The following is a 23,991-nucleotide window of genomic DNA, read 5'->3' on the forward strand; positions in this document are numbered from 1 at the left end:
TCAGCTCCCGGACTTCACCTGGAAGATGCTCTTGGCCGGCGGCGGAGACGGGATCGCCGTCGCATCGGTCATCACCGGGGCCCCGGCGACAAACTGCCTGAGCTCGGCACCCGCGACCGCTTTCGCCGGGTGCGGCCCGCCGGCCAGGAGCCGCGGAATGAAGTCCATCGGCAGCTCAGCATTCGACCCCACGAGCACGAGGTTGCCGAACCGGCGCCCCTTGAGAATCTGGGTTTCGGCGAGAACAGCGACCGACTCGACTGCGGCACCGAGCGTCGCCACCTGGCTGCGGGCGAAGGCCAGGCCGGGGCCATCGGCAACGTTGACGACGATCACGCCGTCTGGTGCAAGAAGAGCGGATGCTGCGCGATAAAACTCGAGGCTCGTCACGTGGGCGGGCGTGCGGGCTCCCGAGAAAATGTCGACCACAACGAGGTCGACGGTTCCGGCCAGTCCACCGGGGAGGCGACCGAGCACCTCGCGGGCGTCTCCATAGCGCACGCGAATCGCCGAGCGCTTGGGCCACGGCAGGTGCTCGCGCACGAAGTCGACGAGGTCTTGCTCGATCTCGATGACCTGCTGCCGGCTGCCCGGGCGGGTGGCTTCAACGTAACGGGGGAGCGTCAGTGCGCCGGCACCCAGGTGAACGGCCGTGATGGCCTTGCCAGGGTCCCGAAACTCGTCGATGACATGCCCGATGCGCTGGATGTACTCGAAAAACAACTGGCTCGGATCGTCAAGGTTCACGTGTGACTGCGGAGTGCCGTCGACCACGAGCTGGAAGCTGCCCGGGGTGAAGCGGTCAACCTCGATCACCGCCTGGAAACCGCTGAGGGCCAGTTTGATGCTGGGGTTGTCGGTTTCGCGTGATGCCATGGATCGAGCCTACCTTTCGAGGGTTCGACCGGGCAGCTAGCCTGAGGGGGTGCGCGTTGACCTCAACAGTGACCTCGGCGAGACGGTGGATGGCCACCCGACCGCCGATGACGCCGCGATGTTTCGGCTCATCTCGAGCGCGAATATCGCCTGCGGGTTCCACGCCGGAGACGCCGACTCGATGCTCGCCTCCTGCCGCCTCGCGGTGGAGAACGACGTGAGCGTCGGGGCACACGTCTCCTACCGCGACCGGGCGCACTTCGGCCGGGCCGACCTCGAAGTGCTGCCCGCTGTGCTCACCGACGAGGTGACCGAACAACTGGCGGCGCTCGCCGAGGCGGCACACGAAGCAGGCACGGGCATCCGTTACGTGAAACCACACGGAGCGCTCTACAACAAGATCGTCTCCGACGATCGGCGAGCGGATGCTGTCGCGCGCGCGATCGCAGAATTCTCGCCAGGGCTGCCGTTGATGGGCCTCGGCGGATCGGCGGCTGAACGTGCCGCGGTGCGTCACTCCCTTCCTTTTGTGCGCGAGGCGTTCGTCGACCGGGCCTACCAGCACAACGGTGCCCTGGTGCCGCGGAAGCTGCCGGGTGCCGTGTTGCACGGGACATCCGAAGTGGCCGAGCGAGCCGTCGCCATGGTGAGTGAGGGCACCGTTCGGGCGATCGACGGTCGGATGCTGCAGGTCGAGGTCGATTCGCTGTGTGTGCACGGTGACACCCCGGACTCGGTCGAGATGGCGACGGCGGTGCGCCGGGCGCTCGCCGCGGCTGGAATCGAGATCGGAGCGTTCGCATGAGTCGAACCGTTCGGACGGTTGGCGACCGCGGGGTGCTCGTCGACTGCGCATCGATGGATGAGGTGCTCGCAGTGTCGGCGGGGCTGGCTGACGACCCGCCAGTCGGGGTGGTCGATGTGGTGCCTGCGGCGCGGAGTGTTTTGGTGAGGATCGACCCGACGGTGTTGCCTGTCGACCGGGCCGTCGACTGGGTGCGGAGAACTCCCGAGCGCCCGACCGGCGGCGTGGATGTCGACGATGCCGTCGTCATCGACGTGGACTACTCGGGGGAGGACCTCAGCGATGTCGCGCGGTTCCTGGCCTGCACCGAACGCGATGTTGTTGATCGGCACACCGGCACTCACTGGCGGGTCGCCTTCGTGGGCTTCGCACCTGGCTTCGGCTACCTCGTGGCCGACGATGCCGGCCTGACCGTGCCGCGCCGGGTCTCGCCGCGAACGAGTGTTCCGGCCGGGACGGTCGGGCTCGCGGGCGAGTTCACCGGCATCTACCCGCGCTCATCGCCCGGCGGCTGGCAAATCCTCGGACACACCGACACTGTGCTGTGGGACCCGGCTGCTGCCGAACCCGCGCTCCTTCGCCCCGGGCGGCTCGTGCGGTTTCGGGAGTCGATATGACGGCGCTGACCGTGCGCACGGCGGGCCCGCTCTCGACGGTGCAGGATCTTGGGCGCCCCGGCCACGCGGCGATTGGTGTGCCGTCGTCTGGCGCCCTCGACCGCAGTGCTCTGCGGCTCGGTAACCGGCTGGTCGGCAACGCCGAGGGCGCTGCCGGCATCGAAGTCACGGTTGGCGGGCTCTCGGGCTCGTTCGACGGCGACGTGTGGATTGCGGTGACCGGCGCGTGGGGCCCGGTCACCGTCGGTGGGCGAGCCGTCGACATCAACCACCCGGTGCGGATGGTGGCCGGCGAGCACCTCGAGATCGGAATGGCCGAGGCCGGGTTGCGCTACTACCTCGCTGTCGCGGGTGGCATCGCGGTGCCGCCCGTGCTCGGGTCGCGGTCGACCGACCTGCTCTCCGGCACCGGCCCGGCCGTGCTCGTCGACGGGGACACTCTGCCCATTGGTCAGGCACACCCCGAGTCCATGCGCCCGGTCGACATCTCGCCGTGGGGCCGACCGGATGTGGGCGTCGTCACGGTGCCGCTCTTCGTCGGGCCGCGCGATGACTGGTTTACGCCTGCCTCGGTCGACGCACTGTTCACCCGGACCTGGACGCTGAGCCCGGCCTCCAACCGGGTCGGCGCGCGGCTCGAGGGCACACCGCTCGAGCGGTCAGCCCGGGCGGTCGAGTGGGGCGAGCTGCCGAGCGAGGGCATGGTCGCCGGCGCGCTGCAGGTGCCGCCATCGGGACTTCCCACAGTGTTGCTGGCCGACCACCCCACGACCGGTGGATATCCGGTGATCGCTGTTGTGGCATCCGCTTCGCTCGATCGTTTCGCACAGCTGCGACCGGGTCAGGAAATCAGGTTCCGGCACGGCCGGTGACTGCTTCGCCGCGAGTTGCTGACTCTGCAGGTGTGCAATTGGGTTGATCCGTGCACAGTCGGCAACTCGCGGGGAGGGTGGGTCTCGGGGTGGGTTCAGGCTGGTGTGCGCGCGAGGTGGGCGTGGACGAGGCCGATGAGGGTGCGTGGATCCCGGAGGTCGGCAGCCGTGACACGAATCACCCGCCAGCCCTCAGCTTCAAGTTGGCGGGTGCGTTGAATGTCTCGCTCCCACTGGTCGGCAGTGAGGAGGTGTTGGATACCTTCGTATTCCAGGATGAGCCGGTGCTCGCGAAACATCATGTCGACCCGGGCGATGAACGTCCCATGACGATCGAGGACATCCACATTGAGTTCCGGCGTCGGCAGCCCCGCCAGCACCAGCTCCACGCGGAGTACCGACTCTTTCGGTGACTCTGCGCGGTCATTCAGGAGTGCGAGAGCTGCACGAAGGTTCTTCGCGCCCCGCCGCCCGCGGCAGGCATCCACGGCGCGCGCCAACCGTTTCATCGACGTGAGCGGGCGCCGCCGACGGATGAGGTAGTCGCCCGCAGCGACGAGGTGCGTGAGACTGAGGAATCGCGCGAGGTCGCACCAGGTGCGCTCGACGGTCGTGAGTCGTCCGACCGAGTGCGTCAGCACGTCGGCGGGATCGATGCTGTAGCTGTGGCCGATGGCGCCAACGACTTGTATCGCTCGCCGTCGTCGGGGGTATCCGACGTGCAGGCGCCGGTCTGCGGAGAGTCGATACGGAAGGGGAATGCCGTGCAAGAGTGCGGCGGTTGGTCCGCAGAAAAATGCCGCGTGTGGCATCCGCAATGAATAGGCGGCGCAGAGCTGTCTATTTCGCCGCTGATGGGCGGCGAAAATGTGGAGCCATTCGGCGTCGGAGGTGGGAGGCCTGACATCTCCACCCGCCGGAATGCGGATGCCGGTGAATGGCCGCTCGAGATCAGCGCCGGCAAGCCGCCCCCTGCCGATGCCAAGAGCGCTCGCGTGGGCAACGGTAAATGCGCGGCCCGACAAAGCCGGCGGCAGGGGTGTGCGTTTACTCATCGAACCAGCGTGGATCGACTCGGTTCGATCTGCCCCGCTGAACAAATTCTGTGAATCCGAGGATCCGAGTTTCGCTTTGTGAAGGACCGGAACGGAGCCGACTGGCCCGGAATCCCGGGACTTTTTGAGAGGATGACGGCGGCGAGTGAGGTGATTGGCTCGCTATATACCGCAGCTGTCGAACTCAGTCAACCCGAATCGCTGGACATGGTGTAACGGAAGGCATATAGTAGACCTTTGCGCTCCCAGACGTTCCCCATGCCTTCATATTGCGGTCGGCCCAGTGTTTCTTTCACGCGAAAGACGCACCATTTTTGATGGCGTTTGACGAGTTCTCCATTACTACCAGTAACTAGAGCCTGTACGAGGGCCCACGGAGGTTATTTCCTTGGCTGCTGCGCGCAACGCATCCACCAACTCACCCAAGAACGGCCGCAACGCATCGCGTCTGTCGTTCGCGAAGATCACCGACACCCTGACGGTTCCGGATCTGCTTGCTTTGCAGACCGAGAGCTTTGACTGGCTCGTAGGCAACGACGTGTGGAAAGCACGCGTCGAAGAAGCTACGAACGCCGGTCGCCAGGACCTGCCGACTCACTCCGGCCTCGACGAGATCTTCGAGGAGATCTCACCGATCGAAGACCTCGGCGAGACCATGCAGCTGAGCTTCACCAGCCCCTTCCTGGAGCCGGAGAAGTACTCGATCGACGAGTGCAAGGAGCGTGGCAAGACCTACGCTGCTCCGCTGTACGTCGAAGCCGAGTTCATGAACCACCTCACCGGTGAGATCAAGACTCAGACTGTGTTCATGGGCGACTTCCCGCTCATGACCGAAAAGGGCACATTCATCATCAACGGCACCGAGCGTGTCGTCGTGTCCCAGCTCGTTCGTAGCCCGGGTGTGTACTTCGACCGCAACCAGGAGAAGACGTCTGACAAGGACATCTTCTCTGCACGCATCATCCCGAGCCGCGGAGCGTGGCTCGAGTTCGAGATCGACAAGCGCGACCAGGTCGGCGTTCGCATCGACCGTAAGCGCAAGCAGTCGGTCACCGTGTTCCTCAAGGCCCTCGGCCTGACGAGCGAAGACATCCTTGAGCAGTTCAAGGGCTTCGAGTCGATCGAGCTGACCCTCGAGAAGGACACCATCCTCACGAAGGAAGATGCGCTCCGCGACATCTACCGCAAGCTCCGTCCGGGCGAGCAGGTTGCCGCAGAGGCAGCTCGCGCTCTCCTCGACAACTTCTACTTCAACCCGAAGCGCTACGACCTGGCGAAGGTCGGTCGTTACAAGATCAACAAGAAGCTTGGTCTTGAAGCACCGCTCAGCGACAGCGTCCTGACCGTCGACGACATCGTCGAGACGATCAAGTACCTCGTTCGCCTGCACTCGGGTGAGACCACCTTCAGCGGTCTTCGCGATGGCAAGCCCGCCGAGATCCGTCTCGACATCGACGACATCGACAACTTCGGTAACCGTCGTATCCGCGCAGTTGGCGAGCTCATCCAGAACCAGGTTCGCACCGGTCTGTCCCGCATGGAGCGCGTCGTTCGCGAGCGCATGACCACGCAGGACATCGAAGCGATCACCCCGCAGACCCTGATCAACGTGCGCCCCGTCGTCGCAGCGATCAAGGAGTTCTTCGGAACATCGCAGCTCTCGCAGTTCATGGACCAGAACAACCCGCTCGCGGGTCTGACCCACAAGCGCCGTCTTTCGGCTCTGGGCCCCGGCGGTCTGTCGCGTGAGCGTGCAGGTGTTGAGGTTCGAGACGTTCACCCGTCCCACTACGGCCGTATGTGCCCGATTGAGACGCCTGAAGGCCCGAACATTGGTCTGATCGGTTCGCTCGCATCGTTCGCGCGCATCAACGCGTTCGGTTTCATCGAGACCCCGTACCGTCGCGTTGTCGACGGACTGGTCACGAAGGACATCGACTACCTCACGGCAATGGAAGAGGACGACTACATCGTTGCTCAGGCCAACGCGCCGCTGAACGACGATGGCCGCTTCACCGAAGACCGCGTTCTCGCCCGTCGTAAGGGCGGAGAGGTTGACCTCTTCCCCGCGAGCGAAATCGGCTACATGGACGTGTCGCCTCGTCAGATGGTTTCCGTCGCGACGAGCCTCATCCCGTTCCTCGAGCACGACGACGCGAACCGCGCACTCATGGGTGCCAACATGCAGCGTCAGGCTGTTCCGCTGCTCCGTTCGGAGTCGCCGATCGTCGGAACCGGTATGGAGGGCTACGCAGCCATCGACGCCGGTGACGTGATCACCGCCGACAAGGCTGGTGTTGTTGCTGAGGTTTCGGCCGAGGTCGTCACCATCCAGCTCGACGAGGGTGGAACACAGGACTACTACCTGCGTAAGTTCGACCGCTCCAACCAGGGCACCAGCTTCAACAACCGTGTCATCGTCTCAGCGGGCGACCGCATCGAGGCCGGCGAGGTTATCGCTGATGGTCCGGCAACGGAGAACGGTGAGCTCGCACTCGGAAAGAACCTCCTCGTGGCATTCATGTCATGGGAAGGCCACAACTTCGAGGACGCGATCATCCTGAGCCAGAACCTGGTCAAGGACGACACCCTCTCCTCGATTCACATCGAAGAGTACGAGGTTGACTCGCGCGACACGAAGCTGGGTAAGGAAGAGATCACCCGTGACCTTCCGAACGTCAGCCCCGAGCTGCTCAAGGACCTCGACGAGCGCGGCATCATCCGCATCGGTGCCGAGGTTCGTCCCGGTGACATCCTCGTCGGAAAGGTCACACCCAAGGGTGAGACCGAGCTTTCCGCCGAAGAGCGACTGCTCCGCGCAATCTTCAACGAGAAGAGCCGCGAAGTTCGCGACACTTCGCTGAAGGTTCCCCACGGTGAGCGCGGCACGATCATCGCTGTCAAGGAGTTCAACTCCGAAGATGGCGACGACGAGCTCGGCTCGGGTGTCAACCGTCGTGTTGTCGTCTACATCGCCCAGAAGCGCAAGATCACCGAAGGTGACAAGCTCTCTGGTCGTCACGGCAACAAGGGTGTTATCTCGAAGATTCTGCCTGTCGAAGACATGCCGTTCCTCGAAGATGGAACCCCGGTCGACATCATCCTCAACCCGCTCGGTATCCCGGGTCGAATGAACTTCGGCCAGGTCCTCGAACTTCACCTCGGCTGGATTGCCCAGCAGGGTTGGAAGGTCGAAGGAACTCCCGAGTGGGCGAAGAACCTCCCGGCACAGGCGCACGAAGCTGCACCTGGAACCAAGGTTGCCACCCCGGTATTCGACGGTGCGTCCGAGGAAGAGATCGCAGGTCTCCTCGATTCGACCAACGTCACCCGTGACGGCGACCGCCTCATCGGATCAAGCGGTAAGGCCCGCCTGTTCGATGGTCGCTCCGGTGAGCCGTTCCCGATGCCGATCTCGGTTGGCTACATGTACATCCTCAAGCTGCACCACCTCGTCGACGACAAGATTCACGCTCGTTCGACCGGGCCGTACTCGATGATCACCCAGCAGCCGCTCGGTGGTAAGGCTCAGTTCGGTGGACAGCGCTTCGGTGAGATGGAAGTGTGGGCGCTCGAAGCTTATGGAGCTGCATACGCGCTCCAGGAGCTGCTGACGATCAAGTCCGATGACATCCTTGGCCGCGTCAAGGTGTACGAGGCCATCGTCAAGGGTGAGAACATCCAGGAGCCCGGCATCCCCGAGTCCTTCAAGGTTCTGATCAAGGAAATGCAGTCTCTCTGCCTGAACGTTGAGGTCCTGTCTGCTGACGGCACCGTCGTCAGCCTGAAAGACACCGACGATGACGCCTTCCGCGCAGCGGAAGAGCTCGGCATCAACATTTCCTCCAGGTTCGAGTCCTCGTCAATTGACGAGATCTAAGCCTGGCCAACTGAAGACCTCAGAGAACTTTCTTTAGGAGAGAAATTGCTCGACGTAACAACTTTTGATGCGCTTCGCATTGGCCTGGCTACTGGTGACGACATTCGTCGTTGGTCCTATGGCGAGGTTAAGAAGCCTGAAACAATCAACTACCGCACCCTGAAGCCCGAGAAGGATGGTCTGTTCGGTGAACAGATCTTCGGCCCGAGCCGTGACTGGGAATGCTCCTGTGGCAAGTACAAGCGTGTCCGCTTCAAGGGCATCGTTTGTGAGCGCTGTGGAGTGGAAGTCACCAAGTCGTCCGTGCGCCGTGAGCGCATGGGTCACATTGAGTTGGCCGCGCCCGTTACCCACATCTGGTACTTCAAGGGCGTTCCGTCGCGCTTGGGTTACCTGCTCGACATGGCACCGAAGGACCTCGAAAAGGTCATCTACTTCGCCGCTTACATGGTCATCTCCGTTGACGAGGATGCTCGTCACGAAGACATGCCCGGCCTTGAGAACGAGATCCGTCTCGAGATCAAGACCCTCGGCGACCAGCGCGACACCCGCATTGCTGACCGTCTGAAGAAGCTCGAAGACGACCTCGCCGCCCTTGAGGCAGAAGGCGCCAAGGCCGACCAGAAGCGTCGCACCAAGGACGCCGCTGAGAAGGAGATGAGCCAGGCCCGCAAGTCGTATGACGAGCAGATCGCTCACCTCGAGCGTGTGTGGGACGACTTCCGCAGCCTGAAGGTCGGCGACCTGAAGCCTGAGGACGCTGTCTTCCACGAGCTGCAGGACCGCTTCGGTCTGTACTTCGAGGCGTTCATGGGCGCTGAGGCGATCCAGAAGCGACTGCTGAGCTTCGACCTGGCCGCAGAATCCGAGCTGCTGCACACGCAGATCGCTGAGGGCAAGGGTCAGAAGAAGATCCGCGCCATCAAGCGCCTCCGTGTCGTCAACTCGTTCCTTCAGACCGGCAACTCGCCGGCCGCGATGGTGCTCGAGGTTGTCCCGGTTATTCCACCGGAACTGCGCCCGATGGTGCAGCTCGACGGTGGCCGGTTCGCTACCTCTGACCTCAACGACCTCTACCGTCGTGTGATCAACCGCAACAACCGTCTGCGTCGACTGCTCGACCTCGGTGCCCCCGAGATCATCGTCAACAACGAGAAGCGCATGCTTCAGGAGGCTGTTGACGCGCTGTTCGACAACGGTCGCCGTGGTCGTCCGGTCACAGGAACGGGAAACCGTGCCCTCAAGTCCCTGAGCGACATGCTCAAGGGTAAGCAGGGTCGTTTCCGTCAGAACCTGCTCGGAAAGCGCGTTGACTACTCCGGCCGTTCGGTGATCATCGTTGGACCGCAGCTCAAGCTGCACCAGTGTGGTCTGCCGAAGCAGATGGCTCTCGAGCTGTTCAAGCCGTTCGTTATCAAACGCCTGATCGATCTGAGCCACGCTCAGAACATCAAGGCTGCGAAGCGCATGGTTGAGCGCAGCCGTCCCGAGGTCTGGGACGTTCTCGAAGAGATCATCCGCGAGCGTCCGGTCATGCTGAACCGTGCACCAACGCTTCACCGCCTCGGAATCCAGGCGTTCGAACCTCAGCTCGTTGAGGGTAAGGCCATCCAGCTGCACCCCCTCGTCTGTGCCGCATTCAACGCCGACTTCGACGGTGACCAGATGGCTGTTCACCTGCCGCTCTCGGTTGAGGCGCAGGCCGAGGCTCGCATCCTGATGCTCGCTTCGAACAACATCCTCAAGCCGTCTGACGGACGCCCGGTCACCCTGCCCACGCAGGACATGATCATCGGTCTGCACCACCTGACCACCCTCAAGGAGGGTGTCGCAGGTGAAGGCCGTGCGTTCTCGTCGATCGCCGAAGCGATTCTCGCGTTCGACCAGAAGTCACTCGACCTCAACGCCAAGGTGCGCATTCGTCTTCACGACATCGCCTTCGCGAAGGGTGAGGGTCCTGAGGGTTACGAAGGCACCGGAGTTGCACTGGTCGAGACCACGCTTGGTCGCGCCCTATTCAACGAAGCGCTGCCTGCCGACTACCCGTACGTCGAAGCAGTTGCCGACAAGGGCAAGCTCTCCGCGATCGTCAACGACCTCGCTGAGCGCTACCCGAAGACCGTCGTAGCCGCGACCCTTGACAACATCAAGGACGCTGGTTTCCACTGGGCAACCCGCTCCGGCGTGACCGTTGCACTGAGCGACGTTCTCACCCCGCCGAACAAGCGCGAGATCGTCCAGGGCTACGAGCAACTCGCCGCCAAGGTGCAGGGCCAGTTCGATAAGGGTCTGACCACCGACGCTGAGCGTCGTCAGGAGCTCATCAAGATCTGGACCGAAGCGACCGAGAAGGTTGCAGAGGCGATGCGCGCCAACTTCCCCGAGGACAACACGATCAACCGCATGGTGTCGTCTGGTGCTCGTGGTAACTGGCTGCAGATCCGCAACATTGCGGGTATGCGTGGTCTGGTGAACAACCCGAAGGGTGAGATCATCCCTCGCCCCATCATCTCGTCCTACCGCGAGGGCCTCTCGGTTGCGGAGTACTTCATCGCAACCCACGGTGCTCGTAAGGGACTTGCTGACACGGCGCTTCGTACGGCTGACTCGGGTTACCTCACGCGTCGACTCGTCGACGTGTCGCAGGACGTCATCATCCGCGAGGAAGACTGTGGAACGACCAAGGGTCTCGAGACCGCGATCGCCGCAGTTGACTCCACCGGAACCCTCGTCCGTGACGCCAACGTTGAGAACTCCGTGTTCGCTCGTTCGCTCGCTGCAGACGCCATCGACCCGAAGGGCACCGTTGTTGCGGAGGCCGGTTCGGATGTCGGAGACGTTCTCATCGACCAGCTCGTCGAGGCAGGTGTCGAGAGCATCAAGGTGCGCTCGGTTCTGACTTGTGAGTCTGCTGTCGGTGTCTGTGCAGCCTGCTACGGCCGTTCGCTCGCAACCGGAAAGCTCGTCGACATCGGAGAGGCCGTCGGTATCATCGCGGCACAGTCGATCGGTGAGCCCGGTACGCAGCTCACGATGCGTACGTTCCACACCGGTGGTTCGGCATCAGCAGACGACATCACGCAGGGTCTTCCGCGCGTTCAGGAGCTCTTCGAGGCTCGTACCCCCAAGGGTGCGACGCCGATCGCAGAAGCTGCTGGTCGCGTCAACATCGAAGACACTGACCGTAGCCGCAAGGTCATCCTCACACCCGACAACGGTGACGAGCCGGTGGTCTACCCGGTCCTCAAGCGCGCGACCCTCCTCATCGAGGATGGCCAGCACGTTGAGCTCGGACAGCCGCTGCACCTCGGTGCCGTTGACCCGAAGGAAGTTCTCCGGGTTCTCGGTGTGCGTGAAGTTCAGAAGCACCTCGTTGGTGGCGTCCAGGGCGTTTACCGCTCGCAGGGTGTGCCGATCCACGACAAGCACATCGAGGTCATCGTTCGTCAGATGCTCCGCAAGGTAACCGTGGTTGACCACGGTGACACCGGGCTCCTGCCTGGTGAGCTCGTCGACCGGATGAAGTACAACGAGCTCAACCGTGCTGCGCTCACCGAAGGCAAGAAGACGGCTTCGGCTCGTCAGGAAGTCATGGGTATCACCAAGGCTTCTCTCGCGACCGAGTCCTGGCTCTCTGCCGCATCGTTCCAGGAGACGACCCGCGTTCTGACGCAGGCCGCCATGGAGGGCAAGAGCGACCCGCTGCTTGGCCTCAAGGAGAACGTCATCATCGGTAAGCTCATCCCGGCCGGAACCGGACTCGGAAAGTACCGCAACGTCACCGTTGAGGCTACTGAAGAGGCCAAGGCCGAGCGTTACCCGAACCGTATCTTCGCAACGGATGGTGCATTCGATGAGGCCGACCTCGGCTTCGTTGACTTCGACACCTTCTCGAGTGACGATTTCACCCCCGGTACCTACAACTAGGTAGGTAACAGGCACAGTCGCTTCGGCGGCTGACCACGAAAGGCCCCGACTTTGAGTCGGGGCCTTTCGTCGTTAAACGGATGCTCCGGGGCGGCACACAACGCACGCGGCAGCATCCGTTTCTCACATTTCCATTCCCGACCGTCGACTATCGCGGCGTCGTGCGTCGCGCTAGGCTGACCGGCGAGGGGGCCCGTTCAACGATGAGGGACCCATGCACACTCGTATATCGCGGCCGGTGGGCCAGCGGAGGAAGCGCGGTCTGGCAGCAGCCCTGACTTTCGCGCTGCTCATGCCGGCGCTTCTCGCCGGGTGCGCGTCGAGCGCCTCGTCGGAGCCCTCGTCGGAACCGGCCCCGGTGGCGCCATCGAGTGCCCCGCCGGCCCCCTCGACGCCTCCCACTCCCGTGCCGGTCGACACACCGATTCCCGCGGCGTGCGAGCAGGCGTACAGCCCCGAACTCCTGGCCACCCTCCAGGCTAACCACCCTCCGCTCAACGACCCCTCGATGAGCACGGCTACCTTCTCCGACATAGAGCGGCTCGACAACACGATCCGGGCGAGCCAGCCTCTGGTCTGCACCTGGGGCGTCGCGGGCCCAATCGGTATCGCCACGGCGGTGTCCCGCATCGCGGAGCAGCAGGCGGTCTCCGCGCGATCCGCGATGGAGGAGGGCGGCTTCGCCTGCACACCTCTGGGGGACGCGGTCAGCTGCGTGATCCAGCGGGAGGGCGACAAGGGCTTCACGGTGGGGGAGTCGCACTACCTGCGCGGCACCATCGCTGTCTCCACGCGCTGGATTAACACCTCCATCGACGGCTACACCGAGGGCATGGTTGCCGCGATCTGGGGTTAGTGGGCCGACCATGTGTCCGAATCGTGATCGGGCCTTCCCGCACGCGTCGCAGACTTCCCGGTAGTTTGTGGGGAGTCGCCGCGCGAAAGGACACTATGTCAGACCAGTTCGGACTGCCCGCAGAGGATACTCCGTCGACCGACCGCGCTGATCAGCGACGCCGACGCATCATCCTCGGGGTGTCGCTCGGGCTGGCCGCCATCGTCGTGATTGCGCTCGTCATCTTCTGGGCGCTCCGCGGTGCCGGTGACGCTGAGCCAGAGCCCACGCCCATCTCGTCGGCCACCTCGACTCCGACGGCGACACCGACCCCAACGCCGACACCCACGCCGACGCCAGACGACCCCAACACCATCGCCCTCCCGACCGAGTGCGCTGAGGCGTTCAGCCCCGAGTTCTTCGAGGGGCTCTCCACGTCAGGTCTGCCGCTCAACGACCCGACCGTCGCCGACTCCCCGATGACGAAATCCGAGTCGGTCGAGACCCTGCGCGAATCACTGCCGCAGCTCCGCTGCACCTGGGGAGCCGCGAGCGAGACCGGTATCCTCTCCGCGATCAACGAGGTCACCGAGCCGCAACGCAACGCGGCCATCTCGGCGTTCGAAGACGAGGGATACACCTGCGGTGAGCAACTCGGCGGCACGCTGTGCACTCTCGATTTCCTCGACGAAAGCGAGCAGTTCGCCGTCGCCGGCGAGGAACACTACCTGCGCGGCAACGGCTGGGTCTCGTCGTACTGGACGCAGATCGACTTCTCGGGTTACACCGCAGACATCGTCGCCACCCTCTGGGAGTAATCGAACGGATGCCGCGTCGCGCCTGAACAGGCGCGTCGCGTCACGCGAATGGGGGCGGTGAAATCCCCAACGGGGGACTGTGGCGACCGACACGCCTCTCGGTAACTTGGCAAGGCTGCACCGCCCTGACCCGAAGCCGGAGGTGATCCTGTGGCGTCCATTATGGAGACCCTTATCCTCCAGGGCATCTTGCCCTTCGACCAGCTTGACCGAGTCAGCCGCAGCCAGGCCGACGACGAGGTGGCGCTGAGCGCGCTCCTTGAGCAGAAAGTCGTCACCCCGGTACAACTTGCCCGCGCCCGCGCCACACAGGCGGGTATCGGCTTCGTCGAATTGCTCGAGTACCCGGTCGACCGCACCGCGGTATCTCTGGTCCCGGCTGCGCTGTGCCGGCGCCACTCCGTGCTGCCCATCGGACTCGTCGACGGTGTCCTCCAGCTGGCGATGGTCACCCCAGGCGACGTTTTCGCCATCGACGACGTTCGGGCGACCACTCAGCTTCGCGTGGAGAAGGTACAGGCCGAACAGGCTGACCTGCTCGCCGCGATCGACCGGTACCTCCGTGCCGACGACGAGCTCAACGACCTCACCAACACGCTCGAGGAAGAGAACGCGCCGCAGGACACCGGGCTGGGCATCGCCGATAACGGCGACGACGACGCCCCCATCGTGCGGTTCGTGAACCTGCTGGTTTCCCAGGCGATCCAGGACAGCGCGTCCGACATCCACATTGAGCCGGGTGAACACGAGCTCCGGGTGCGGTACCGCATCGATGGTGTGCTGCACGAGATGCAGAGCGCACCGAAGAGCATCCAGAACGGCGTGATCTCGCGGCTCAAGATCATGAGCGAGATCGATATCGCAGAGCGACGTAAGCCGCAAGACGGTCGGATGTCGGTCATGCACGGCGGGCGCAAGATCGACCTGCGTGTGGCAACGCTCCCCACGGTGTGGGGCGAGAAGGTCGTCATGCGAATCCTCGATAACTCCAACACCAGCCTCGACCTGCGCGACTTGCAACTGCTCGACCGCAACTTCGAGGCGTACAAACGGTCCTACACCAAGCCATACGGCATGATCCTCGTGACCGGACCCACGGGCTCGGGCAAGTCGACCACCCTGTACACCACGCTCAACACGGTGGCCCGACCTGAAATCAATGTCATCACCGTCGAAGACCCCGTCGAATACCGTATGGCTGGCATCAACCAGGTGCAGGTCAACCCCAAGGCCGGCCTAACCTTCGCCAGCGCACTGCGCTCGATCCTGCGGTCCGACCCCGACGTCGTCCTGCTCGGTGAAATTCGTGACCACGAGACCGCGCAAATCGCCATCGAGGCCTCTCTCACCGGTCACCTCGTGCTCTCCACGTTGCACACCAACGATGCCCCGAGCGCGGTGGTGCGACTCACCGAAATGGACATCGAACCGTTTCTCGTCGGCTCCGCCCTCGACTGCGTTGTCGCCCAGCGCCTCGCCCGCCGATTGTGCGACCGGTGCAAGGCGCCCGCCGAGCACTCAGCAGATGACCTGCAACGGATGCGCTTTCCGCAGGTCGAGGTGAGTCGCCGCATGCCGGGCATCTTCCGCCCGGTCGGCTGCAACCAGTGCTCGAATACCGGGTACCGGGGTCGCCTCGCGATTCACGAAGTGATGACCATTTCTGAGGAGATCGAACGATTGGCTGTCGCCCGGGCATCCAGTGCCGAGATCGGCAGCGTCGCCCGCGAGCAGGGCATGCTCACCCTGCGTGAAGACGGCTACACCAAGGCGACGATGGGCCTCACGTCGCTTGAAGAAATTCTGCGAGTGGTCGTGTAAGGGGGCAGAGCGGCAGCGACGGGGGTCGCGTTCCGCAACCACAGCCTGCACCACACCGACCAACACAGCAGCACAATTGAGGGAGCGAACGCGTGAGCGATCCGATCTATGAGATTCCCATCCTTCCGGCCGGCACGAATGTCGCCGGATGGACGCCGGGAATCAAACCGCGGACGGATGCCGCGACCGCCGTTACTGGCGGGAACCAGCCTGACTCTGCCACCCCAGTTGACCCCGTAGCCGACGAACCGAGCTATGCAGGGGTCGAAGCGTTCGACGACCTCACCATGTCTGCACCACTTCTGGGCGAGGGGCGCCAGGGCCGTCGGGCACGAGCGGCCGACACCGCTGCCATCACGGAGCAGCTTCCCGCGGCCGACGCACCAACGATGGCGTATGCGCAACCGATCGCATCCGCTGTTCCGTCATATTTGTCCACCGTTTTGAGGGACACGCCGGGCACGCCCATGACACGGAGCGAAGCCAACCGCCGAGCACAGGCGGAGGCCGCGTCCCGATTGGCAACGGGCGGTGCGGAGAGCGCGGCACAAGCTCTCGCCGATATCTCACTGGAAGAAGCGTTGGCGATTGTGGTGAGCTTGGGTGCATCCGATCTGCACATCACCGCAGACGCGCCGCCAATGATCCGTGTCAACGGGGCGCTGCGGCCGATCGATGGTGCCGCGGCCTGGTCGCGCGAAAAAGCCACGGCAGAGCTGGCTGGGATCGTCACCGACCGGCAGCGTGAGGCGTTCTACGAGCACCTCGAGCTCGACTTTGCGCACACGCTGACGGCGGAGAGCCGGTTCCGCGCCAACTATTACATGCAACGTGGCGCGATCGGGGCGGCGTTCCGGCTCATCCCGACCGAGATCAAGCGACTGAGTGACCTGGGAGTTCCCGACACGGTCAGTCGCTTCGCCGCTCTGCCACGTGGGCTGGTGCTCGTCACAGGCCCGACCGGTTCGGGCAAGTCCACGACGCTGGCCGGACTCATCGACTTAGTCAATCGCACGCGCGCCGACCACATCGTGACGGTCGAGGACCCGATCGAGTTCATGCACACGAACCAGAAATCGATCGTCAACCAGCGCGAGGTCGGGGCCGACACTCACAGCTTCGGCAATGCGCTCAAGCACGTGCTGCGGCAGGACCCCGACGTGATTCTCATCGGAGAGCTCCGCGACCTGGAGACCATTTCGGTCGCACTCACCGCAGCAGAGACGGGTCACCTCGTCTTCGCCACGCTGCACACACAGGACGCGGCGCAGACCATCGACCGCATGATCGATGTGTTCCCGGCACACCAACAGGAGCAAGTTCGTACTCAGCTGGCCGGTGTGCTGCAGGGCGTGGTCTGCCAGACCCTCGTACCGAAGGCGAGCGGCAATGGTCGGGTGGTGGCGACCGAGGTGATGGTGATTACCCCGGCCCTGTCGAACCTCATCCGCGAGGGGAAGACCTACCAGATCCTGTCGGCCATGCAGGCAGGCAAGGAACTGGGGATGCACACGATGGACCAGCACCTCGCTGAACTCGTCAACAGCGGGCGTGTAACCCGCCAGGCCGCGGAGGCGAAAGCCCACGATCATGAGGGCTTTGCGCGCTCGTTGCATACGGTTCAGTCGCCGACCGAAGCGTCCACCCGAGCCATGCAACGGTCCGAAATCGACTTCGGAGACTCGTTCTCAACCCGAGTGGAGCGGTAGATGCCCTCGACTGTCGCCTACGCCTATAAGGGGCGAGATGCCGCCGGCAAGATCGTCAAGGGCAAAGTGGATGCCACGAGCGAAGCGGCGGTCGCGACACGACTCCGAACGATGGGCCTGTCGCCCGTCGCTATCGAAGCCGCACCAGACGGCACCGGGCTGAGCCGCGAAATCACAATCCCAGGACTGTCGAAGGGCGTGACGCTCAAGGATCTCGCGATCATGAGCCGTCAGATGTCGACAATGGCAAGCGCCGGTCTGTCGCTCATGAGGACCCTGACGATCCTCGCAGACCAGACAGAGTCAAAGCCGCTCGCCAAAATCCTCGTCACAGTGCGTGACGATGTCGAGACCGGTTCGTCGCTGTCGGATGCGATGCGAAAGCACCATCAGGATTTCCCTCCCATCATGATCAACATGGTGAAGGCGGGGGAGACCGGTGGGTTCCTTGACAAAGCACTCGATACAGTCGCCACCAACTTCGAGAAGGAAGCCAAGCTCAAGAACAGCATCAAGAGCGCGATGACGTACCCGGTCGTCGTTGTCTGCATGGTGATCCTGGCGGTTGCCGGAATGCTGATCTTCATCGTCCCCGTGTTCAAGGACATGTTTGAGGGGATGGGCGGAAGCCTGCCCCTCCCGACGCAGATACTGGTCACCATGTCTGAGCAAATGATTTGGCTCGGGCCCCTGATCGTCATTCTTGCGATCGTCGGAACGATATTGTGGCGCACCCATAAGAACGATGAGAACGTGCGGCGGTTCCTTGACCCGCTGAAGCTCAAAATGCCCGTGTTCGGCCTGCTTCTGAAGAAGCTGGCCGTTGCGCGGTTCTCCCGAAACTTCGCGGACATGATCGGCGCTGGCGTGCCGATCCTGCAGGCGCTTCACATCGTGGGGGAGACCTCCGGCAACTACGTCATCGAAGAGGCGCTCAAGAAGATCGCTGACTCCGTGCGGCAAGGGAAAACCATCGCCGGGCCGATGGCTGACGAGGATGTCTTCCCGCCCATGGTGGTGCAGATGATTTCCGTGGGTGAAGACTCTGGGGCGATGCAACAGATGCTCGAAAAGATTGCTGAGTTCTATGACCAGGAAGTTCAGACAATGACGGACAGTCTGACCTCTCTCATCGAGCCGCTCCTCATCGCCTTTCTCGGCATCGTGGTCGGCGGCATGATTGTGGCGCTCTACTTGCCGGTTTTCAATATTGCCACTTTGATGCAATAACCTGAGGAACCTTCAGCTTAACGCTCAGTTCGCCCCGTTCTGGGGCCGACAAATGCTCATTTTACCCCCATTAGTGTGTCCTCATCAGGCCATTGGCTCTCCTAAGGTCAGAGGACGGAGGGCCGGTACGGCGCTCCACATAGCACCGACCCTTACCCCAAAGATCAGAAGGAAAGCCTCATGGTTTCTCGCATCACAGCTGCGCTCGCGGCACGTTACAAAGCCATCCAGGAGAAAGAAAAGGGCTTTACCCTGATCGAGCTCCTCGTCGTCGTCATCATCATCGGCGTGCTCGCCGCAATTGCCATCCCGATCTACATTGGCGTGCAGGAAAGCGCGAAGGACAGCGCCGTCAAGTCGGACCTCACGAACGCCAAAATCGCGGTTGTATCTTTCTACACGCAGGAAAATAAGATGCCCGCCCTCCCCACCAGCGCGAGCGCCCTTGGTGATGGTGCGGTACTCAAGAAATTCGGATTGACGCAGTCCGCCCAGACGCTGGCGTATTCGATCAAGTTCGCTGGAGCTGGAGGGTCGGGAGCTGAAACATTCTGCATTCAGGCGCAGCGCGCCGACAAGACCGGTACAGACGGCCTCTTCAAGATCACCTCTTCGGGAGGCGCCGAAGCCGGAGGCTGTTAGTAAGGCTTTCGCCGCGCCTCAACTATGCAAATAAGCGGGCGCGGCACCCCGCGGGGCATCGCCTTTAGGCGGTGCCCCGCTTCAGAACAGGGTCACCGGTCACATCTTCCGCCCCACAGTCCGTAGTCCTCGCACCGCCCGCCTTACCCGAAGGAGGTGACCGCTGTGCAACGCTTCCATAACTCCATTTCGCAACACGACCGTGACGGCGGCCTCACCCTGATTGAACTGGTCGTCGCCATGATGGTCTTTGCCATCATCACGGTCGGCGTTGCCTACTCGATGGCCTCGGTTCTCGCCGCGACTCGCGACGCTCGCGGGCGTGAGGTTGCTGCCAACCTCGCCGCTCAGGAGATCGACCTTGCTCGCTCGATCGAGGATGTGTTCGACCTCCTGGATAAGACAAAAACCCAGACTGTCAATGGCACCGTCTACACCATAAGCATCGTTACCGACTGGGTGACGGCCACTGGCGTTGCCGCCGACTGCGGCGTCGGTGGTGGAACGCTGCAATACAAACGCATCAATGTGACCGTGACCTGGCCGGGAAAGATGGGCGCAACGCCGGTCCGAGCCGACACCGTACTGGCACCCGCGTCGAAGATCAACGACCCGACTCTTGGAACGATCCTCGTTCGGGTGAAGAACGCCAGCGGCACGGGAAGCTCGAACGTGACAGTAACCGCAACTCCCGTTGCCGGAACGGGCGCGGAGTCGATCACGGAGCCCATCCTCCCCACCGATGCTGAAGGATGCACGTATGCGCTGAAGGTCAAACCGGGAACGTACACGGTAAAGATCTCGCGGGCGAACTCGGTCACGGAGAAGCAGGAAACTCTCCCCGAGAGCCAGAAGGCCGTCGTCGCCGCCGGGGCAACCGCGTCCGCCGGCTTCGCATTCGACTACTCCGGGACAATCACCGCCAAGTACGCCGCCAACTACACGGCGTCGGCGCCCAGAATTCCCGTCGACCTCCATACCAGCATGGTCAGTACCTACGGGATCTACCTCAATCAGGCCACAGCGGCAGCGGCAACCCGGACCTTCTCGCTGCATCCCTTCACCGGTGGGTATCAAGTCTTGGCCGGAAAATACGCGACAGCGAGCGACGCCACCATGGCGTGTGCTTCCATCAACCCCACGAACTGGCCGGACGGAGTCAACCCGGCCGGAACACCGATACGCGCCGTCCCACCCGTCACGGTGACGACCGGTCCCGCGGGCATCGCAACGGTTGATGTCCCGATGGGCGTTGTGACGATCAAGAACAGCGGTACGTCGAGCGCCACCCTCCGCGCGATTTCTGCGACGCCTGATCCCGAAAGCGGAGACCCGGGGTGTGATCTCAGTCAGGCCCTCAAATTTGCGGATCTCGCTGCGGGGGCCAGCGCGGTCGTGGCCTTGCCGTATGGCACGTGGAAGATGCAGCTCGGCGGATCGGTAGTGGGATCGAGCGCTCTCTCCGTACCGGCGACCTCACTCGGCACGACCATTCGACCCGATGGCACTGTGCTTCTCGACCCCCGGCGGGTGGTAGCCCCGTGATGCTTGCACGCGAGGTGACAGCCAAGCGCACCGAGGAGTCCGGCATCAGCCTGACTGAGCTGATCGTCGCCATGCTGATCTTCGGCATCGCGTCGACAATGGTTATTGGCTTCTTCATTAGTACGACCAAGACCATGAGTTTGGCCCAGTCGCTGACCACAAACACCAAACAGGCGTCGAACGCGATGAACCAGACCGCTCGGCTGATCCGTGCCGGAACGGAAAATCCGGTCAAAGGCGAGACGAACGACCCGGCCTTCCTGTTCGCCTCGACCGAGACGCTCACGATGTATGCATATATCAACTTGCAATCCAGCGAACAGAAGCCAATCGCTGTGCAACTCTCCCTGAACACCAAGCGGCAACTCATCGAAAAGCAGTGGCCGGCGAAACCGGGTGATGTCGCTGGCTATTGGACGTTTGACGTCGGGGGCCCGCCCGCCTCTACTCGTATTCTCGCTACATCGGTGGCGCCCACGGGATCCGGTGGACCTCTCTTCAGCTATCTCACGGCGGACGGATCCGTGCTCCCCGCTGGTTCGCTGAACAAAGACCAGCGACGCAGTGTTGCGGCTGTGAAAGTCACCCTCACGCTTCAGGAAGAAGGGGCGAGCGACGAGCATCGCGTTAGCCTTCAGAACACTGTTGGGATCCCCAACCTTGGATTTCACCGGGTGGTGTCATGAACGCCCACAGCCGAATCCCGGTGTCCAGAGGGAACAAAAATGAGCGCGGTGCTGCACTGACGATGGTCATTGTCATCGGGGCGGTGTTGATGATGCTCATCGCCACCAGTACCGCGTTCTCGCTCAGCAGTCTTCGCAAGTCAAGCACTGATGCTGACTGGAACGGCGCGATGGCCGCGGTGTATGCGGGCGTCGAAGACTACAAGTCAAAGTTGTCGAATGACAACGCCTATGTGAAGTATGGCAACAAGCTTGCTCCGTTCAGTGTGGGGAGCGACCTCCAGCTGCCCACTGGAGTGATGACGAACCCAGCATTCGGGCTCGGAACGGCAGGCACATGGGCGACCGTCTCGGGTTCCAACGGAACGGCAAGCTACCGATACGAGGTAGACAACTCGAAGTACTCCGCCTCCGGTATCCTGCGACTCCGCTCGACGGGACGGGTGAACGACTCCATTAGGACGCTTGTCGTGAACGTCAAACAACAGGGGTTCATCGACTACCTCTATTTCACGGACTACGAGATCGTGGATCCTGCTCAGCAGCAAAACAGCAACTGCGTCGTCACCCACGCCTGGGAACAAAATGACAACGAGCACAAGAACTATTGCACGGAGATCCAATTTGCTCCGGGTGACGTCATCAACGGCCCGATGCACTCCAACGACACACTGTTGATCTGCGGTACACGATTCAAAGGTCAAGTCACCACCTCCAACAACAAGCTGCCGATATACCGCAAGGCTTCAAACTCGGGTTGCACGCCGACATTTGAAGTTCCGGGCTCGCCCGAGTTCAGCACGAGCATCGGCATGCCGGCTACGAACTCGGAGATGCGCTCAGAGACACGAACCGACCTCCCAGATATCGTGACCCGCCCCGGTTGCCTGTACACGGGCCCCACCGTTATCACGTTCCTTAATGGTGGGCTGATGAACGTCAAGTCCCCGTTCACCGTCAAGACACGTATCGCGGGCGCACCCGCGACCTCGGGTACTACTCCGGCGGAGTGCGGAGTCCCGGGAACGTCTGCGGGCTCGCTGGGGTCCTCTGGTGGTGCGACGATCGCCGTCATCGAGCAAAACCTCATTTACGTGCAGAATGTCCCTGGCCTCTCCGACGACCCCAACTACACGGCCCCGACGTCTAGCCCGACAGGCTTCACCTGCACCACTGCGACCGGCAAAAAGGGCTGGTCATTTGGCGGCAACCAGTTTCCGCTCGCGGACGAGATCATCCCGTGGGCGGAGCCAGCCCACTACGGCTGCCGAAACGGGGACGCGTATATTAAGGGAAAACTGGGCGGACAGGTATCCGTCGCAGCGGAGAACTACGTCTATGTGACTGGAGACCTGACCTATTCGGACGAAACCGCGGACATGCTCGGAATAGTGGGCCAGAACGCCGTCTGGGTCTGGAACCCGCTGATCTGCGAGGAGTACTACTCGAATAACGGAAACGGGGCCAAAAACGGTACCTGCAAGGAGAACAAGCGGGAATTCTCGCTGCCAAAGAACCGCACGATCAGCGGCGCCATCCTGTCGGTCGCACATACCTTCATGGTGCAGAACTATGACCTCGAGGATTCTCGCGGCAAGTTGACGGTGAAGGGCGCCATTTCTCAGAAGTTCCGCGGCACCGTGGCCACGACCTCGGGCTCGGGTTATGTGAAGGACTATAACTACGATCCACGGTTCAGGTTCATGGCCCCGCCGAAATTCCTCTCACCCGTGTCGACGACCTACGGCATCAGCGAATTGGTGGAAGTGTCTGCAGCGTTCAAACCGAACGGTGTGGCGAACTGATGAGTGCGACGCTGGCAACATTCGTTCCCGTCGTGGTTGTCACGGTCGGCATGCTCGGCCTTCTCGTCGGCTCCTTCCTCAATGTTGTCGTCTATCGAGTGCCCAACGGTATGTCGGTTGTCGCCCCTCCCAGCGCATGCCCGGGCTGCGGATCAGGCATCAAAGCGTACGACAACATTCCGGTGTTGTCGTGGCTCGCGCTGCGCGGCAAATGCCGGACGTGCCATGAGCCGATTTCGGCCCGGTACCCCCTCGTCGAAATCGGGGCTGCGGTGTTCTTCGCCGCGGTTGGTGTGTGGTGGTGGCTTGCCTCAGGTTCGTCCCTCGCCTCTTCGGTCGGCCTGGTCGCCACCGTGCTCCTGCTCGTCGCTTACCTGTGGCTTGCAGGGGTCAGCGTCGCGCTCGCGCTGATCGACATTGATACGCACAAACTCCCCAACGTGATCGTTTTGCCGAGTTACATCGTTGGTGGAATTTTGCTGGCAACCGCCAGCATCCTGCAGTCGGATTTTGATGCCCTGATTCGCGCCGGTATCGGTATGGCCGTCCTGTGGCTCGCCTACTTCGCGATGGCGATGCTGTATCCGGGAGGCATGGGCTTCGGCGACGTGAAGCTCGCCGGACTACTTGGCCTCTATCTCGGATACATCGGGTGGGGTCCGTTGCTCGTCGGTGCTTTCGCCGCGTTCTTCCTCGGTGGCATCTATGCCATTGGGCTGATGACCGCGCGGAAAGTCGGCCGGAAGAGCGGCATACCGTTCGGACCGTGGATGCTTGCGGGCGCGTGGATCGGCATCTTCGCCGGCCCCGAACTATGGACTTCTTACCTCGCGCTGCTCGGCGTGGCGTAGGCACGGAAGCAAGAGGA

General features: G+C 62.6%; 17 protein-coding genes. 15 read left to right on the forward strand and 2 right to left on the reverse strand.

Annotated elements, in window-relative coordinates; translation table 11 throughout:
• On the reverse strand, positions 1-876 hold the full coding sequence (locus tag L1277_RS00100) for a spermidine synthase (RefSeq protein WP_253374340.1): 876 nt from the start codon (positions 874-876) through the stop codon (positions 1-3).
• A 49-nt stretch (positions 877-925) separates the two neighbouring features.
• On the opposite strand from L1277_RS00100, the gene L1277_RS00105 reads away from it, so the two are divergent.
• Genes L1277_RS00105 through L1277_RS00115 form a run of 3 tightly spaced genes read left to right on the forward strand, consistent with a single transcriptional unit; the run spans position 926 to position 3,170 of the window.
• Positions 926-1,681, forward strand: coding sequence for a LamB/YcsF family protein (locus tag L1277_RS00105; RefSeq protein ID WP_253374341.1), 756 nt, complete (start codon positions 926-928; stop codon positions 1,679-1,681).
• On the forward strand, positions 1,678-2,298 hold the full coding sequence (locus tag L1277_RS00110; protein WP_253374342.1) for an allophanate hydrolase subunit 1: 621 nt from the start codon (positions 1,678-1,680) through the stop codon (positions 2,296-2,298). The genes L1277_RS00105 and L1277_RS00110 overlap by 4 nt, the downstream gene beginning before the upstream one ends.
• Complete coding sequence (locus tag L1277_RS00115; protein WP_253374343.1) at positions 2,295-3,170, forward strand: biotin-dependent carboxyltransferase family protein; 876 nt, start codon at positions 2,295-2,297, stop codon at positions 3,168-3,170. Before L1277_RS00110 ends, L1277_RS00115 begins: the two co-directional genes overlap by 4 nt.
• A 95-nt stretch (positions 3,171-3,265) precedes the next feature.
• Here the strand turns inward: L1277_RS00115 and L1277_RS00120 are convergent, their stop codons facing one another.
• Complete coding sequence (locus tag L1277_RS00120; protein WP_253374344.1) at positions 3,266-4,225, reverse strand: DUF559 domain-containing protein; 960 nt, start codon at positions 4,223-4,225, stop codon at positions 3,266-3,268.
• Positions 4,226-4,613: 388 nt separating this feature from the next.
• On the opposite strand from L1277_RS00120, the gene rpoB reads away from it, so the two are divergent.
• The 12 genes from rpoB (at position 4,614) to L1277_RS00180 (ending at position 23,974) form a co-directional block, all read left to right on the forward strand.
• Positions 4,614-8,105: a DNA-directed RNA polymerase subunit beta gene (gene rpoB, locus L1277_RS00125; RefSeq protein ID WP_253374345.1), complete on the forward strand. Its 3,492-nt coding sequence runs from the start codon at positions 4,614-4,616 to the stop codon at positions 8,103-8,105.
• A gap of 45 nt (positions 8,106-8,150) precedes the next feature.
• Positions 8,151-12,032 (forward strand): DNA-directed RNA polymerase subunit beta', encoded by a 3,882-nt coding sequence (locus tag L1277_RS00130; RefSeq protein WP_253374346.1) that lies wholly within the window; start codon positions 8,151-8,153, stop codon positions 12,030-12,032.
• Positions 12,033-12,246: 214 nt separating this feature from the next.
• A complete protein-coding gene (locus tag L1277_RS00135) occupies positions 12,247-12,888 on the forward strand; it encodes a hypothetical protein (RefSeq protein WP_253374347.1) in 642 nt (213 codons plus the stop codon).
• A gap of 95 nt (positions 12,889-12,983) precedes the next feature.
• The gene (locus L1277_RS00140; RefSeq protein ID WP_253374348.1) at positions 12,984-13,685 is read left to right on the forward strand and encodes a hypothetical protein; all 702 of its coding nucleotides are present in this window, start codon (positions 12,984-12,986) and stop codon (positions 13,683-13,685) included.
• A gap of 150 nt (positions 13,686-13,835) precedes the next feature.
• Positions 13,836-15,506 (forward strand): GspE/PulE family protein, encoded by a 1,671-nt coding sequence (locus tag L1277_RS00145; RefSeq protein ID WP_253374349.1) that lies wholly within the window; start codon positions 13,836-13,838, stop codon positions 15,504-15,506.
• 92 nt (positions 15,507-15,598) lie between these two features.
• Positions 15,599-17,215 (forward strand): type IV pilus twitching motility protein PilT, encoded by a 1,617-nt coding sequence (locus tag L1277_RS00150; protein ID WP_308215061.1) that lies wholly within the window; start codon positions 15,599-15,601, stop codon positions 17,213-17,215.
• Positions 17,216-18,445: a type II secretion system F family protein gene (locus tag L1277_RS00155; protein WP_253374350.1), complete on the forward strand. Its 1,230-nt coding sequence runs from the start codon at positions 17,216-17,218 to the stop codon at positions 18,443-18,445.
• A gap of 180 nt (positions 18,446-18,625) precedes the next feature.
• Positions 18,626-19,087: a type IV pilin protein gene (locus tag L1277_RS15700; RefSeq protein WP_305884273.1), complete on the forward strand. Its 462-nt coding sequence runs from the start codon at positions 18,626-18,628 to the stop codon at positions 19,085-19,087.
• 156 nt (positions 19,088-19,243) lie between these two features.
• Positions 19,244-20,632: a prepilin-type N-terminal cleavage/methylation domain-containing protein gene (locus L1277_RS00165; protein WP_253374351.1), complete on the forward strand. Its 1,389-nt coding sequence runs from the start codon at positions 19,244-19,246 to the stop codon at positions 20,630-20,632.
• The gene (locus L1277_RS00170) at positions 20,629-21,318 is read left to right on the forward strand and encodes a type II secretion system protein J (RefSeq protein WP_253374352.1); all 690 of its coding nucleotides are present in this window, start codon (positions 20,629-20,631) and stop codon (positions 21,316-21,318) included. Before L1277_RS00165 ends, L1277_RS00170 begins: the two co-directional genes overlap by 4 nt.
• Positions 21,319-21,338: 20 nt before the next feature.
• Positions 21,339-23,123 (forward strand): hypothetical protein, encoded by a 1,785-nt coding sequence (locus L1277_RS00175; RefSeq protein ID WP_253374353.1) that lies wholly within the window; start codon positions 21,339-21,341, stop codon positions 23,121-23,123.
• Positions 23,123-23,974, forward strand: a complete 852-nt coding sequence (locus tag L1277_RS00180) for an A24 family peptidase (RefSeq protein WP_253374354.1) — start codon at positions 23,123-23,125, stop codon at positions 23,972-23,974. The genes L1277_RS00175 and L1277_RS00180 overlap by 1 nt, the downstream gene beginning before the upstream one ends.
• Positions 23,975-23,991 lie beyond the last annotated feature (17 nt).

This window comes from Okibacterium sp. HSC-33S16, assembly GCF_024171565.1.
Lineage (GTDB): Bacteria > Actinomycetota > Actinomycetes > Actinomycetales > Microbacteriaceae > Mycetocola_A.